We start from the raw sequence: 15,412 nt of genomic DNA on the forward strand, positions 1-15,412 counted from the left end.
CTCAGTCGCGTGAGTTGATCGTTCTTTCGATGTCGGTGAGCGCGTCGAGCTTGTCCGACATCTCCTTGAGCTGCTGTTTCAGCGCTTCGTTCTCGCGCTGGAGCGCCTGGTTGGCGCTGCCGCCCCCGCTGCTGCCGGCGCGCTGGGCATAGAGCTGGCGGCGCTTTTCCAGGTCGTTGAGCCACTGCTGCAAGAGCGGCTGCAGGCGCGTCGGTGCACTGCTGATACTCGCCTTGTAGAGGTCGGAGGCCCGGCGCCAGTCCTGGGGGGCATCCCATGCCAGCACCACCGCGCGTGCGGCCTTCTGATCCGCACGCGAGCCGTCCAGCCGCTCGAGCATCATCTCGCGCCACTCGGCGTCGCCGCGCTGGGCATCGAGCCCGAAGGCGACCCAGGAGTCGAGCAGGCAGACGTTGTCGGCAAAGGTGGGCAGCTCGCCGCAGCCCGGGGGCGGCGCGTCGGTTTCGGCCAGCGACTGGCAGCCGCTGAGCAGGGCCAGTGCGGCCAGTGCCAGCACACCCTTCATTCGCATGGTCATGTCGTCGTCCTTGCGTCATGGGTCAGCGTGCCCGTGGAGCCGCTGACCTCGTTATCGTCGGCTGCCGGCTCGACCCAGGGCAGGGTCAGCCGGAAGCAGACCGGTAGTTCGGTATCCGCCACCAGGGCCAGATCGCCCTGCTGCAGGCGCGCGCAGTCGGCGGCGATCGAAAGCCCGATCCCCGAGCCCTTGAGCGGCCCCTTGCGCCGCGCGCTGCCCTGGTAGAACGCCTTGAACAGATGCTCGCGGTCGGCCTCGGCGATCGGCTCGCCGCTGTTGGCCACGTCGAGTGTCAGCCAGTCACGCTGCTGCGCCAGGCGGATGGTCAGGCGGCCGCCATCCTCGCCATAGGCGATGGCGTTGGAGATCAGGTTGTCGAGGACCCGCGCGGTGCGCTCGCGGTCGGCCTGCCAGATCAGCGGGTGGTGCGGGCTGGTCACCTGCATCCCCTTGCTGTCCAGCGCCAGACGATGCTTGGCCAGCACCTCCTGGATCACCGTGGCGAGATCGAAGCGGGTTACCGTCACGCAGCGACTGTTCTGCAGCAGGTTGTAGTCGAGCAGTTGCTCGATCAGGCGCTGCAGCTCCTGGCCGTTGTCGTCGATCAGCCCGACGATCTCGTCCTGGCGCTCGTTGAGCTCGCCGGCGACCCCGTCGGAGAGCAGCGCGGTGCCCTCGCGGATACTCGCCAGCGGGGTCTTGAGTTCGTGCGACATGTGACGCAGGAACTGCTGCTTCTGGGCCTCCAGCTCGGAGAGCCGCTGGGCCAGCCAGGTCAGGCGCTCGCCCAGCTGGACCAGCTCCGCCGGGCCCTGGATACGCACCGGCGTGGTCTCCGGTTCACCGCTGCCCAGCCCGAAGATACGCTGTTCGAGCTGGCGGATGGGGCGCGTGATCAGCCAGGTGAAGAACAGCATCAGCATCAGGCTGGCGGAGACCAGCGCCGCCGACTGCATCCACAGCCGTGCCTTCACCGCATTGGCCTGCTGGCGGATGTTGGCGATGCGCTCATCGATCAGGGTGTTGGTCGCCTCGCGCACGGCGTCGGATTCGCTGGCGAAGCCGGAGAAGCGATCGAGGAAGGTGTCCATGTCGTCGCTGGGCATGTGCGGCAGCACCGCGAGCTGGGCGTAGCGCGCGGACAGCGACTGGAAATCGGGATTGTCAGCCATCAGCGCACGGTGCTGAGCCAGCAGTTCGCCGAACTGGCGCGACTTCTCGTTGTAGATGTCGCGCAGCCCCTCCTCCTCGATCACCGCGTACTGGCGCGCGCTGCGCTCCATCTGCAGCGCCAGCGAGCTGAGCATGCGCGCACGGCGGGTCTCTTCCACCGCCTGTCGCGCGCTCTGGTCGGCCAGCGAGGAGAGTTGGGACAGCGCCTGGCCGGCCTGGAACATGAGGATGGCGATCGGCAGCATGACGAAGAGAAACGCCAGCAGTACCAGTTGCATCAGTGAGCGCGGGCGCCAGCGCCGGGAGAGCTCGGAAGTCATAAGCGTGGCTCTGTGCAGGAGGCCCATTCGAGTCATGGATCGTTCCGCAAGGATAACATTTTTATTGAATGCCCATGCGGCGACACGGGCGACCCGCCTCGGCCGTACCGGCCGTAAAATTCGGTAGCCGCAGAAAACCCGACAGCCGCAAAAATCCAGCAACCGCAGAGAACCCGGCGGCCACAAAAAAAGAGGGCCGGCAGAGCCGGCCCAAGGTACGCAGGGAACTGAAGGGTTACTGGAACGCCCTTGAAAAACTGCCTGAATCAGCTGTTCGAAGGCGTTCCGCGGGCCGTGAGGCCCCTGGAACCGCAATCACGACATTGGCCAATCAGGGGCTGTCGTGATGCGTGGCGGCGAACCGCCTGTCCCAGTCCTGAACCGGTCGCCACAGCGGCCGGTCATCATGGGTCCCCTCGCAGGAGGGGGAAGGCATCCTTGCCGGGGCATCCTTGCCCTAATGGTGCGTCTCCTTGCCCGCAGGCCGCACCCGTCTCATCGCAACCTAAGTCACACATCGCGTGGAGCGGACGCTCTCAAGCTCACCGGGCCCGGCACAGGGTGATGATGGGCCGCGGCGAGACTCGATGAGACAAGCTCGGAAGACTCGTCTCGTCGCTCTCGGTAAATGATATAGCCAGGGGCGTGCCAGTTTTTTATTTTTCATTTAAAATCATAAACTTATGATTGGCACGAAAGACCAGGGTACGGCCCGGGAACGGCCGACGGCGAAAATCATGCAGATCAACACGGAAAAACGTCGCCGATAGCCGACGATTTTTTGAAGGATTCCCGAAAGATCAATAATATCAACAGGATATAAAGTCTCAAAAAAGAGACGGCCCCGGCCGGAACCGGGGCTGAAAGGTGTCTCTTTCCCGCGACTTCAACTACATCTATAGCGACTTCAACCACCTCTATAGCAACTTCAACCACATCTACAGCGACTTCAACAGCACCTTGGAGCGTCGCGCCTGATTGTAGGCCTCGCGCTTGAGGCTCGGCAGCGACTCGGTGGTGGAGAGCTCGAAACCACGCTCGAAGAACCAGTGCGTGGTGTGGGTGGTCAGGGCGAAGAGCTGGGTGAAGCCGTGGCGCCGGGCGCGGCGCTCGACCTCGCTGAGCAGGGTGTCGCCGCGGCTGCCGCGGCGGTAGTCGGTGTGCACGGCGAGACACGCAAGCTCCCCCATCGCCGCGTCGGGAAAGCGATGCAGCGCGGCGCAGCCGATGATCATGCCGTCACGCTCGATCACCACGTAGTCGTCGATCTCGTGCTCGAGCCGTTCGCGGGTCCGCGCCACCAGCATGCCCCGCGCCTCCAACGGCTTGAGCAGTGCCAACAGCCCGCCGACGTCGTCGAGCACCGCCTGGCGCAGCTGCTCGTAGCGGTTCTGGGTGATCATCGTGCCCACGCCGTCACGGGTGAAGAGCTCACCCAGCAGGGCGTCGTGGTCGTGCCAGGAGAGCAGGTGGGTACGCGCCACGCCGTGGCGGGCCGCCTCGCAGGCGGCGCCGAGATGCCGCCACAGCTCGCTGCCGGGGTCGGCCTGCTGGCGCAGGCTCTCGCCCTGGGCAGGGCCGAGCTGGCGCTGCAGCCGGCCGTCGTCGTCATGCAGCCCCGCCGACTCGCCGAGCAGAATCAGCTTGTCGGCCTTCAGCGCCACGGCCACGTGCTGGGCGATATCGGCGGCGTCGAGATCGAACACCTCGCCGGTGCGCGAGTATCCCAGCGGCGGCAGGATCACCAGATTCCCGCCGGCGAGCAGGCTCTCGATCGCCTGGCTGCGCACCCGCCGCACCTCGCCGCTGTGGTCGAAATCGATGCCACCGCGCACACCCAAGGGCTTGGCGGTGACCAGATTACCCGAGACCGCGGTGAGCTCGACCCCGTGCAGCGGCGTGTTGGGCAGCCCCAGCGAGAGATGCGCTTCGATATCCAGACGCTGGCGCGCCGCGATGCGCTCGACATGGTCCATGATGCCGCGGTGCGCCACCCAGCGCCCCTCGACCCGCTCCACCTCGATGCCTTCGGCCTCCAGCGCCGCGCTCACCTGCGGGCGGATGCCGTAGACCAGCACCAGGCGCACGCCGAGGGTGTGCAACAGCGCCAGATCCTGCAGCAGCTGGTCCCAGCGCGACGACGCCATCGCCGCGCCTTCGATCAGGATGACGAACGTCTTGCCGCGGTGGGCATTGATATAGGGGGACGAGTTACGGAACCAGTCGACGAAGGGGAAACGCGAATCCAATGGAGAGACGCTCCGGCAAGTGGGTTGGCTCGGGGGATCGAGCCATCACTATACCAGAGCGTCAGGCCCGCGCGTCGGCGCGGGTAAAGCCAGTTTTCGTACCAGCGCTAGCCGAACATGCCCTTGAACATGAAAAAGAACATGATCGACAGCAGCGCCCCGGCGGGCAGCGTGATCAGCCACGAGAGCACGATCGAGCCGAGCACGCGCAGGTTGAGCGCCGCCATGCCACGGGCCAGGCCGACCCCGAGCACCGCACCGACCAGCGTGTGCGTGGTCGAGATCGGCAGCCCGGTACCCGAGGCCAGCACCACGGTGGACGCGGCGGAGAGCGTGGCGGCAAAGCCCCGGCTCGGGGTGAGTTCGGTGATCCCGGTACCCACCGTGGCGATCACCTTGTGGCCATAGGTGACCAGGCCGACCACGATACCGCCGCCGCCCAGCACCAGGACCCACCACGGCATCGCCGACGACCCACCGACGCTGCCGGCGCTCTCGACCACGCTGATCACCGCGGCCAGCGGGCCGACCGCGTTGGCGACGTCGTTGGAGCCGTGGGCGAAAGCCATGGCGCAGGCGGTGAACATCATCAGCACGCCGAAGATACGCTCGACGCTGGAGAAGTCGTACTGCCCGCGCGAGCGCCGCTCGCCACGGTTGATGCGGTTCTCGAGCAGCAGCCCGAACATCATGATCACCACGCCGAAGGCGGTCGCCAGCAGCAGGCTCTCGCCGAAGCTCAGTTCGAGCCCGACATGCGAGAGCCCCTTGACCAGGGTCACCATCGAGACGATGAAACCGACCAAGAAGATATAGCCGGGCACGTAGCGCTTGGCCGCGGCGAACGGGTCGGGGTTGTCGAAGATCAGCACCTGCACCGAGCGGAACAGCACGTAGGCGAACACCCCGGCGATCAGCGGTGAGGTGACCCAGCTCAGGGCGATGGTGCCGACCGCGTTCCAGTGCACCGAATCCACGCCCAGACCGGCGATGGCGAAGCCGACGATAGCGCCGACGATCGAGTGGGTGGTGGAAACCGGCCAGCCCTTGAGTGAGGCGATCATCAACCAAGACCCCGCCGCCAGCAGCGAGGCGAGCATGCCGTAGACCAGCATCTGCGGCTCCTGCTGCAGCAGGCTGGCGTCGATGATGCCCTTGCGGATGGTCTCGGTGACCTGACCACCGGCGAGCCAGGCGCCCAGGAACTCGAAGATCACCGCAATGACGATGGCCTGCCGAATCGTGATCGCCTTGGAACCGACCGAGGTCCCCATGGCATTGGCGACGTCGTTGGCGCCGACCCCCCAGGCCATGAAGAAGCCGAAGACACAGGCGAGAATGATGAAGACATCACCGTATTGCGCAATGATGGACATAGGCTCAGTTCGCTATGAGTGGCGTGACGAAGGCGTAAAAAGAAGACCCGCGATCAGCGGGCCGTCAGAATCTGCAGGCGGCTACCCACGCGCTCGGCGCGGTCGGACAGCTCGCCGATCCATTCGATGATCTTGTAGAGGAAGATGACGTCCACCGGCGGCAGCTCGGCTTCGAGCTGGAACAGCTGGCGACGGATCGCGATCTGCTGGTCGTCGGCCTGGTGCTCGAGCTCGTGCAGTTCACGGATGAGGGTCTGCATCACGTCGGAGACGTTGCGGCCGAACCCGGACTCGAGCAGGTCCTCGAGCTCCTCCAGCGCCTTACGCGCCTGGTCCACCGTGGCCACCGCCGTGCGCAGGTAGTCGCGCATCGGCTCGGCCAGCAGGTCGGGGATGTTCATGTTGCGGCCGAGCATGATGCCGGTGATATCGCGCGCCTTGTTGGCGATCTTGTCCTGCACGCTGATCAGTTCGAGCAGGTCGGAACGCGACACCGGCAGGAACATGGTGTTGGGCAGGTTGAGCCGCAGCTGGGTCTTGAGCTCGTCCGCCTCGTGCTCGAGCTGGGTGATCGCCTCGCGGTAACCGCGCGCCGCTTCCCAATCGCCGCTGAGCGCCGCGTCGAAGAACGGCAGGAGCTGACCGGCACATTCGCTGGTCTTGACGATGTGGGCCAACAGCGGTTGGAACGGCGAACGTCCAAACAGCGCCGAGAACGGATTGGTACTCACCATAGCGTGGCCTGGATGCGTTGGAAGTGGCGGCGCCAGTATAATGATTGCGTCTCGGGGCGTCATGAAAAATTCATGAACGCGACACGAAGGCTTACGTTTTTCCCTTCAGACCCATGCGGGAGCGCACATGAGCGACGAAATCGAACTCAAACTGGCGCTCGCCGAGTCCGCCCCGGCAGCGCTGGCGGCGCATCCGCTGCTCTCGACGCTGGCCACGGCCACCCACACGCTCGGCAACTGCTACTACGACACCCCGGACGGCGCCCTGGAAGCCGCCCGGGTCGCCCTGCGCGTACGCCGGATCGGCGATAAGCGCGTGCAGACGCTCAAGAGCGCCGCGGCGAGTCACGGCGGCCTGTCGAGCCGTGGCGAATGGGAGTGGTCGCTCGACGAGCGCGTCTGCAACGCCGTGGGGCTCGACGAGACCGGGCTGCGCGAGCTTGAGCATCCGGCCCTGGCCGGGGTCGATCTGACGCAGCTGCGCCCGGCCTTCACCACCGACTTCGAGCGCCGCACCTGGTGCTACCGTGAGGGTGAGGCGGAGATCGAGATCGCCCTCGATCAGGGCGAGATCCGCGCCGATGGCGCGACCCTGGCGATCCGCGAGCTGGAGCTGGAACTGAAAGCCGGGGCACCCGAGGCGCTGTGGCGGCTGGCAGAAACGCTGTGCCAGCCGGTCGGCGCCGGTGGCACGCCGCTCGCTGCACGCCCCGCCAACCACAGCAAGGCGAGCCGCGCCGGGGCGCTGCGCCACGGCTGGCCGCGGCCGCCGGCACACGCGCCCGAGGCGAGCCTGGATGCGCTGATCGAAGCGCTGGACGTGTGGCAGGACAGCGGCGACCCGGCCTGGCTGCGCTGCGCCCAGACGCGCCTGGCGGCCCTCGCCACGCAGGGCTCGCACCCAGCGCTGGCGACCCTGTCGGCACCGCTGAGCGGCGGCGAGATGCCGTGGGCGAGCAGCGCCTGGCTGGCGCTGCGGCGGCTCGGCTGAGGGCTGGGGACGAGACTGGAGACGAGAGCGCGGGAGCTTAGAGGGCGTTTACAAATTCGGCGAGCGAAGGCAAGACAAGGCAAAATCGGCGAAAACGCGGAGTTTACGGGTTGTAAATGAGCATTTTGAACGGGCTCGCGTACGAGGCCGATTTTAACGCCGTATTGCCGAGCGCAGGCATTTTGTAAACACCCTCTTAGCCGGCGGCGTCATTGGCTGACGCCCCCGCCGGCGACAGCGGTAACGGCAGCTCGAACTGCTTGACCAGTTGGGCCATCGGCATCGGCCGGGCGTAGAAGAACCCCTGGATATCGCGCACGCCCCACTGGCGCAGCAGCGTCACCGTCTCCCAGTCCTCGACCCCTTCCACCACCACGCCGTGTTCGAGGCGCTGACACAGCGCCACCACGGCCGCCAGCACATGCTGCTTGCGTGGCAGCGTGTTCACGTTCAGCACCAGACTGCGGTCGATCTTGACCGTATCCAGCGGCAGCGAGGTGAGCTGCGCCAGCGACGAATAACCGCTGCCGAAGTCGTCCATCGCCACCTGGATACCCGCCTCGCGCATGCGTTCGAGCATACGCGAGGCGCGCACCGGATCACTCAGCACCGCACTCTCGGTCACCTCGATCTGTAGCCGCGACTGCGCCACACCATGGCGCGCGCAGGCCGCCAGCATCAGCTCGAGCAGACGCGAATCCATCAACTGGCGCGACGAGAGATTGACGCTGACCAGGAAGGTCTCGCCGAAGCGTTCGCGCATGCCCGGGTCCTTGAGCACCGGCAGCGCCTGATCCATCAGCATCTCCCACAGCGGAGCGATCAGCCCGGTGCGCTCCGCCACCTCGACGAAAGCGCCCGGACTGACCAACCCCTCGACCGGGTCCTCCAGGCGCATCAGCGCCTCGAAGCCGCGCGCCGTGCCGGCGACGATATCGACGATCGGCTGCAGAAAGCAGCACACCCCGCGATTGGCCAGCGCGCCGCGAATCATCTGCTCCGCGCGCCCCTGATGCCGCTCCCACTGACGCAGCGACTCACTGTAATAGCAGCGCGTGCCGACATCCGACTGGCGCGCGCTGGCCAGGGCCAAGCGCGCCTGGCGGCGCCACTCGTCGGCACTGATGGCCTCGTGCAGGCTGACGATCGCCACTCCACTGACATGCGACAGCCATACCAGCCGGCCCGCTATCTCCACCGGCTCGGCGAGCAGTGCCTCGACCGGCTCGAGCACGCGGTCGAGCTCGGCCACGGCGTCGAGCTCCAGCACCATGGCAAAGGTGTGCTCGGGCAGCGCCATCAGCGTGACCCGGGCGGGCAAACGCTGGCGCAGCGCCTGCACGCGCTTGCGCAACGCCGCAATGGCGTGTTCGACCGCAACCCCATCGAACAGCTGGGCCACATTGAGCAGCTGGAACTTGACCAGTGACAGCGGCGGGCGCGGCAGACTGCCCAGTTTTTCCTGCATCAGCAGGTCGAGATAGGCGCCGTTGGGCAGGCCGGTGAGCGGATCGCTCAGGCGCTGTTCGGTGGTATCGCTCAGGGTGCCGGCCATGCGCAGCGCGCGGCCCCGCTCGTCGCGCTGGCACAGCCCGCGGCACAGCATCATGCGCCAGGCGCCGCGCGCATTGCGCACACGATACTCGATATCGACCACATCGCTGAGCCCGTCGAGATGACGATAGAACGCGTGCTCCACCGCATCACGATCGGTGGGATGAATCAGCTCCAGCCACGCCTCGAAGGATTGGCGAATCTCGGCGGAGTCCTGGCCCAGCATGCTGGCCCAGCGCGGCGACAGGGTGACCTGGCCCGCGTCGATCTCCCACTCCCAGACTCCGTCATTGGTGGCACTCAGGATCAGATCGAGGCGCTGGGTACGCTCCTCGACCCGCCCCTCGAGCTCACGCCGGGTCTGCTCCAGCTCGCCGATGGTGCGGCGCACCGCATCGAGGGTGACGTTGTTGAGCTGGGCCAGCTTCTGAATCGCGAGTTCGTCGCTGTCGGTGTGGACGTAGAAATCGAAGGTGCCGTCGACGGCCTGGCACAGCTGGTTGCCGATCGCATCGATCTGAGCAAGCAGATGCGCTTCGCGACCCTCGGGCGAGGCTTTCGAGGAGACACTCATCCCAGCGACTCCTCGCCGGGTCCCATGTCACGGCGGCGCAGATCGCGGTGCACTGCCGCCTCACCCAGCGTGAATTCGCTAGGGTCGATCAATATCCGTTTAATCAATCCCATCATGAACGAGGCTGCCTGAAATAGGGGACACGGTTACACTGATCCAGAGGGTGACGGGCAGCCGCGGCGGCCCGTGCCCGGCGCAGTGACATCGCCAGTCGGCGCAAGCCGTGATATCCCGGGTTATCGGCCACGCTTCACCGAAGTTTAACGCCAGCCCGCGCGCGCATTCTCGGCGTTTTGGCGACCATTTCATCCACGCACAGGGCATGCCCATCATGCAGTCTGGGGAATCCAGTTTCCGCAAGCAGCTGTTTCAGATCATCTTCGAATCGGATACCCGTGCGGGCAAGGCCTTCGATATTGCACTGATCACGCTGATCCTGCTCAGCGTGGTGGTGGTCTTTCTGGATAGCGTACCCCACCTGCATCAACACTATGGTGAGTGGTTCCTGCTGGTCGAGTGGATCTTCACCCTGATCTTCACCCTCGAACTGGTGCTGCGGCTCTACTGCCTGGAGCGGCCGCTGCGCTATCTGAAGAGCTTCTACGGCGTGCTCGACCTGCTCGCCATTCTGCCCACCTGGCTGAGCTTGTTCCTGCCCGGGGCGCAGTCGCTGCTGGTGCTGCGCATCCTGCGCGTGCTGCGGGTGTTCCGGGTGCTGCGTCTGATGGAGTTCGTCGGCGAGGGGCGCATGCTGGTGCAGGCGCTGCGCCGCAGCCAGCGCAAGATCCTGCTGTTCCTGATCACGGTACTGCTGATCATCACCATCTTCGGCGCCCTGATCTACATGATCGAACCGCCGGAAGCCGGCTTCACCAGCATGCCGCGCTCGATGTACTGGGCCATCGTCACGCTGACCACCGTGGGCTACGGCGACATCGCCCCGGTCACCCCGGTCGGTCAGTTCATCTCCGCCTTCATGATGGTGCTGGGCTACTCGATCCTGGCGGTGCCCACCGGCGTCTTCTCGGCCGAGGTGATCCGCTCGATTCGCGAGGAGCGCTACTCCGACGAGGCCTGTCCCGGCTGCGGTCACGAGGGCCACGAACGCGACTCACGCTACTGCCGCCTTTGCGGCACCTGGCTCGACGAGGAGAGTGAAGATCCCAACGCCCCTGCAGAAGAGACCGCGGGCTGAACGCTCTCCCGACGTGGCTCACCTGAACGGGAACTGTAACGCTTTGTCATCTTAGTGTGACACTCACCCGGCAAGCTCTCCCGGTATTGACGTTTGTCCTCAGGGAGCCTGCCATGAAACCGTTTCGCCTCACCCTCCGCAGCGGGCTGATCGCCCTGCTCGCCACCTTTGCCCTGCTGATCGGGCTGATCGGCGGCGGCAGCTATCTCGCCATGAAACAGGCGCAGGCGGCTTTCGCCTCCGTCTACCATCTCAACGTCGAGCGCCTGGGCACGGCGCGCGCCGTCTACGCCGACCTGATGCAGACCCGGGTGCTGCTCGACAGCTACCAGACCGACTACAACCGGCTCAAGGTCAAGGCGGCCAAGGCGACCTGGGCCAAGGCCGAGGAGACGCTGGCCCGCGCCCGCGAGACTCTCGATACCCTGGCCGCCAGCGAAGCCCGGGATGTAGCGCTCAAGGCGCGCTTCCAGGCGCTGATCGAAGACGGCATCGAGCCTGGCTTCGCGGCGCTCAAGAGCTGGAACCTGGCCGCCTACCAGCAGAGCGTCAAGCATACCAACGCACTCACCGCCGACCTCGACCAGGCGCTGGATACGCTGACCGAAGCCGGTGCCAGCAATGCCGCCAATGGCGTCTCAGCCATGCAGCGCAACGTCGACCTCATGCAGCTGGGTCTGATCATCGCGGGCGGTGTCACCCTGCTGCTGCTGGCGCTGGCCTTCCATAGCGTCAATCGCCATCTGCTGAGCCCGCTGAGTCGGGTGCGCTCGCACCTGACCGGCATCGCCTCCGGCGATCTGGCCCAGCAGCTGACCACCCGCGGCATGCGCGAGATGCGCCAGCTCAAACAGGGGGTGGCAACCATGCAGGCGTCATTGGCGACGCTGGTCTCCCAGCTGCAGCAGGAGAGCAACGCCTTGAGCGATGACGCGAGCCGCCTGTCGCAGGCCAGCCAAGAGCTCAACCACGGGAGCCAGCAGCAGGCGCAGGCGCTGCAGGAGACCTCGGCGAGCATGGAGCAGATCACCGCCTCGGTCGGGCATACCGCCGAGCACACCGAGCGCGGCCGCCATCTGGCCGAGGAGAGCCGCCAGCAGCTTGAGCACAGCGGCCAGCAGATGGCCTCCGCGGTGAGCGAGATGAAAGCCGCCCAGACGCGCTCCCAGGCATCGCTGGAGGTGATCGCGTTGATCGACTCGCTCGCCTACCAGACCAGCATGCTGGCGCTCAACGCCTCGGTGGAGGCCGCGCGCGCCGGCCAACACGGCCGCGGCTTTGCGGTCGTCGCCGCCGAGGTCAAGAATCTCGCCTCGCGCTCCGCGGAGGCGGCGCAGACCATCCGCGAGCAGATCGAAGGCACCCATCAGCAGGTCCAGCAGGGCGCCGAGGTGCTCACCCAGGCCGGTCAGGCGCTGGAGACCGCGGTCGACTCCAGCCGCCAGATGAGTCAACTGCTCGACAGCATCACCACCGCCTGCCAGCAGCAGCATGAGGGCATCGCCCAGATCGACCAGGCCATCGCCGAGATCGATTCGGCGACCCAGCGCAACGTCGAGCTGGCAGCGCAGACCCTGGACGCCACCCGCGATATCGAAGCCCGCGCCCAGCGTCAGCGCGACAGCGTCGACACCTTCCAGCTCGGCGCCGCCGAGGCCCCGGACACAGTACCCGAACGGGAGATCGGCACCGAAGGCGATAGCGAGATGGTGACCTGGACACCGGCCAACGACCCCAGCGCCGGTGAGCGCCCGGCGGCACGTCGTGCGGGCGGACGCCACCTGGAAGCGCTCTCGGTATAGCGTCCCGGGAGTCGTGACCCGCCGTCGCAACCGACACAGTCGTCGCCGACGGCCATGACCAAAAACGCGTGCCATGCCGGAATGCCGCGCATGGCGCGGTTTGAAGCCTCGCCGAGGCTTCTCTAAGGTAGCTAGGTCGCCCGCCCTGCGCGGGCATCGCCGATGTCAGGAGAACCCAAGATGACAATCACCTCCCCTATCAGTCGCGGCATCGCCGGCGCCCTGCTGCTCGGCGGCCTGCTGTGTGCCACCAGCGCAACCGCGCAGACAGCGCCCGCTGCGAGCGCTGGCGAGTGCGCGCCCAAAGAGTACGCCATGGCGCTGCGCTACCAGCAGCAGTCGGCGGAGGTCCAGGCGCTGCAGCGCCAGAACTATGCCCTGGCCACGATGCGCCTGGCGCAGAAGATCGCTGCCCACCCCGACGCCACCAATCTGGCGATCATGACCGACCTCGATGAGACGGTGATCGACAACAGCGCGCTGCTGGTGCGCGACATGCAGGCGTGTCACGACTTCACCAGCTGGGATACCTGGAAGGTGTGGGAGCGCCAGGGGCATCCGCGCCTGATTCCCGGCGCCCGGGCCTTCCTCGACTATGCCGACGCCCACGGCGTAACGATCTTCTACGTCTCCGACCGCTACGACGAGAACAAGGCCGCCACGCTGGCGACGCTGAAAGCGCTGCGTCTGCCCCAGGTCGACGACGCCCAGGTGCGCCTGCTGGGGCCCTCCAAGGCCGAGCGCCGTGCCGCCATCGAGCGCGACTATCGGCTGGTGCTGCAACTCGGCGACTCGCTGGCCGACTTCTCCGGCGACTTTCATCACGCCGATCTGGCCTCCCAGAAGCGCCTGGTGGCCGAGCAGGCGGCGCACTTCGGCGACGACTGGATCATGTTCCCCAATGCCAGCTATGGCAGCTGGAGCGACGCGACGCTGGAAGCGTGGGCGGCACCGCTCAAGACGGATTGATCACGCGGGCGGCCAGGCTCAGGCCAGCCGCCAGGTGATGTGCCCGAAACACAGCGCCCCCGCCGGGTGGTACCGGCGGGGGCGCTGTATCGACATCGGCCGATTTTCGCTCGAGGGCTGCCGCCGCGTGCTATCGCGGCACGCGCCTCAGCGGAACGGCGCGGGGTCGCCGCGCCCTTCGCGCACCAGGGTCGGCGGGATCTCGCGCAGATCGACCACCGTGGTTGGCTCCAGGTGGCAGGCACCGCCATCGATGATCAGGTCGATATGCGCGCCGTAGCGTTCGCGGATCTCCTCGGCATCTGTCATCGGCAGCTCTTCATCCACCGGGATCAGGGTCACGCTCATCAGCGGCTCACCCAGGGTCTCGAGCAGCGCATGGGTAATACGGTGGTCGGGCACGCGCACGCCGATCGAACGCCGCTTGGGGTGCAGCAGCAGGCGCGGCACTTCGCTGGTGGCGTTGAGAATGAAGGTGTAGGGCCCGGGGGTGTGCGACTTGAGCAGGCGGAAGACGCTGTTGTCGACCTTGGCGTAGGTGCCGATCTCGGAAAGATCGGAGCACACCAGGGTGAAGTTGTGACGGTCATCGAGCTGGCGCAGCCACTTGATCTTCTCGATCGCCTTCTTCTCGCCCAGGCAGCAGCCCAGTGCATAACCGGAGTCGGTCGGATAGGCGACCACGCCACCCTGGCGCAGGATACCGATCGCCTGATCGATCAGGCGCTTCTGCGGGTTCTGCGCATGGATCTGGAAAAACTGGGTCATGTCGTGCCCTCCTTGGGGTCTGATCCCGCCACGGCGGCCACGCGCTGGCGACACGCCGGTATGACGCAAGGCACCGCGCACGGCGCCATTCACCGTCAGCGTAACAGATGCCGCGCCCGGCGCCTGCCGCCAAGGCTCAGCGCGAGGCGGGCCAAGGTGGGCGATGGCTCGGTAGGAGCCGCTCAGCAGGGGGCGACGACATCGGCCAGGGCGGGATGCGCCCACACCGGGCGCACGTGGGAGCGCGGCGCCGGACTGAGCGTGCCCGGCGCCAGCGCACCGCCGGGGAAATGGAAGTCGCTGCCGAGCGAGCCGTAGAGTTCGTGGTGGGCGAGCTGACGCGCCAGATCGAAGGTGGTATCGCGGTTCTGGTAACCACTCACCAACTCCGCAGCCTGCCCGCCAGCGCCGATGAAGGCCTCGAACAGCAGATCACGCTTGCGCCGGGTCATGCCATAGCGCAGCGGATGCGCGACCACGGCGACGCCGCCGGCATCGACGATCCAGCCGACCACCGTCTCCAGCGCCGGCCAGTGGGTCTTGACGTCACCGCGCTTGCCGGCCCCCAGATAGCGCTTGAACGCCGCCTGACGGTCCGCAGCCATCCCGGCATCGACCAGTGCCTGAGCGAAATCGGGCCGCCCCAGTGGGCGCTCACTACCGGCGATCGCCCGCGCCCGAGCCAGGGCGTCGTCGAGCCCCAGCTTCTCCAGCCGTCGGGCAATCTCCTCGGCACGCCGCACCCGCGCCTCGGCCAGCCCTTCGAGATTGGCCGTGAAATCAGCGTTCGGCCCCTGGGGCAGCAGCGCCACGATATGAATCGCCATGCCGCGCCACTGGCACGACAGCTCGCTGGCACACAGCAGACGCATACCGTGATGCGCGCAGCGCTGGCGCGCCTCCTCGACCCCGGCCAGGGTGTCGTGGTCGGTCAGCGCGATATGCGAAAGCCCCTTGGCATGGCACAGATCGACCAGCTCGGTGGGCGTGAGCCGGCCATCGGAGGCACTGGAGTGCAGGTGCAGATCGACACCGCGGGCCTCGTCCAGCGGGGTGGCGGCGGTCAGGGGCGCGCGCGCAAGCGGCGCGGCGGTACTCTCGGAATCACTGGCGGCAAGGGACATGGGCATGACGCCGCGGGGCGTCTTTGTCAGAATAGGCCGCACATG

The 15,412-nt window shown here is 66.6% G+C and carries 12 protein-coding genes; 4 read left to right on the forward strand and 8 right to left on the reverse strand.

Features of this window, described 5'->3' with window-relative positions:
• Nucleotide 1 precedes the first annotated feature (1 nt).
• The 5 genes from ABV408_RS15265 to ABV408_RS15285 form a co-directional block, all read right to left on the reverse strand.
• Nucleotides 2–538 carry a hypothetical protein gene (locus tag ABV408_RS15265; protein ID WP_353979753.1) on the reverse strand — a complete coding sequence of 179 codons (537 nt, stop codon included), beginning with the start codon at nucleotides 536–538 and terminating at the stop codon, nucleotides 2–4.
• Nucleotides 535–2,031 carry an ATP-binding protein gene (locus tag ABV408_RS15270; RefSeq protein ID WP_353979754.1) on the reverse strand — a complete coding sequence of 499 codons (1,497 nt, stop codon included), beginning with the start codon at nucleotides 2,029–2,031 and terminating at the stop codon, nucleotides 535–537. The genes ABV408_RS15265 and ABV408_RS15270 overlap by 4 nt, the downstream gene beginning before the upstream one ends.
• A gap of 938 nt (nucleotides 2,032–2,969) precedes the next feature.
• Nucleotides 2,970–4,280: an amino-acid N-acetyltransferase gene (gene argA, locus ABV408_RS15275; protein ID WP_035471346.1), complete on the reverse strand. Its 1,311-nt coding sequence runs from the start codon at nucleotides 4,278–4,280 to the stop codon at nucleotides 2,970–2,972.
• 107 nt (nucleotides 4,281–4,387) lie between these two features.
• Nucleotides 4,388–5,656: an inorganic phosphate transporter gene (locus tag ABV408_RS15280; RefSeq protein WP_353979755.1), complete on the reverse strand. Its 1,269-nt coding sequence runs from the start codon at nucleotides 5,654–5,656 to the stop codon at nucleotides 4,388–4,390.
• 53 nt (nucleotides 5,657–5,709) lie between these two features.
• Nucleotides 5,710–6,390, reverse strand: coding sequence for a TIGR00153 family protein (locus ABV408_RS15285; protein WP_353979756.1), 681 nt, complete (start codon nucleotides 6,388–6,390; stop codon nucleotides 5,710–5,712).
• A gap of 127 nt (nucleotides 6,391–6,517) precedes the next feature.
• Between ABV408_RS15285 and ABV408_RS15290 the strand changes: the two genes are divergently transcribed.
• Nucleotides 6,518–7,381 carry a CYTH domain-containing protein gene (locus ABV408_RS15290; protein WP_353979757.1) on the forward strand — a complete coding sequence of 288 codons (864 nt, stop codon included), beginning with the start codon at nucleotides 6,518–6,520 and terminating at the stop codon, nucleotides 7,379–7,381.
• Nucleotides 7,382–7,577: 196 nt separating this feature from the next.
• Here ABV408_RS15290 and ABV408_RS19430 read toward each other — a convergent pair whose 3' ends face one another.
• Nucleotides 7,578–9,509, reverse strand: a complete 1,932-nt coding sequence (locus ABV408_RS19430; protein WP_405049918.1) for an EAL domain-containing protein — start codon at nucleotides 9,507–9,509, stop codon at nucleotides 7,578–7,580.
• A gap of 322 nt (nucleotides 9,510–9,831) precedes the next feature.
• Here ABV408_RS19430 and ABV408_RS15310 point away from each other — a divergent pair, with 322 nt between their 5' ends.
• The 3 genes from ABV408_RS15310 (at nucleotide 9,832) to ABV408_RS15320 (ending at nucleotide 13,475) form a co-directional block, all read left to right on the forward strand.
• The gene (locus tag ABV408_RS15310) at nucleotides 9,832–10,704 is read left to right on the forward strand and encodes an ion transporter (RefSeq protein ID WP_405049919.1); all 873 of its coding nucleotides are present in this window, start codon (nucleotides 9,832–9,834) and stop codon (nucleotides 10,702–10,704) included.
• Nucleotides 10,705–10,817: 113 nt separating this feature from the next.
• Nucleotides 10,818–12,506: a methyl-accepting chemotaxis protein gene (locus ABV408_RS15315; protein WP_353979759.1), complete on the forward strand. Its 1,689-nt coding sequence runs from the start codon at nucleotides 10,818–10,820 to the stop codon at nucleotides 12,504–12,506.
• Nucleotides 12,507–12,686: 180 nt separating this feature from the next.
• Nucleotides 12,687–13,475, forward strand: coding sequence for an HAD family acid phosphatase (locus tag ABV408_RS15320; protein ID WP_353979760.1), 789 nt, complete (start codon nucleotides 12,687–12,689; stop codon nucleotides 13,473–13,475).
• Between the two features lie 147 nt (nucleotides 13,476–13,622).
• Here the strand turns inward: ABV408_RS15320 and ABV408_RS15325 are convergent, their stop codons facing one another.
• Nucleotides 13,623–14,243 carry an L-threonylcarbamoyladenylate synthase gene (locus ABV408_RS15325; RefSeq protein WP_353979761.1) on the reverse strand — a complete coding sequence of 207 codons (621 nt, stop codon included), beginning with the start codon at nucleotides 14,241–14,243 and terminating at the stop codon, nucleotides 13,623–13,625.
• 182 nt (nucleotides 14,244–14,425) lie between these two features.
• Nucleotides 14,426–15,373, reverse strand: coding sequence for a PHP domain-containing protein (locus ABV408_RS15330; protein WP_353979762.1), 948 nt, complete (start codon nucleotides 15,371–15,373; stop codon nucleotides 14,426–14,428).
• Nucleotides 15,374–15,412 lie beyond the last annotated feature (39 nt).

The organism is Salinicola endophyticus (assembly GCF_040536835.1).
GTDB classification, from domain to species: Bacteria; Pseudomonadota; Gammaproteobacteria; order Pseudomonadales; family Halomonadaceae; genus Salinicola; species Salinicola endophyticus_A.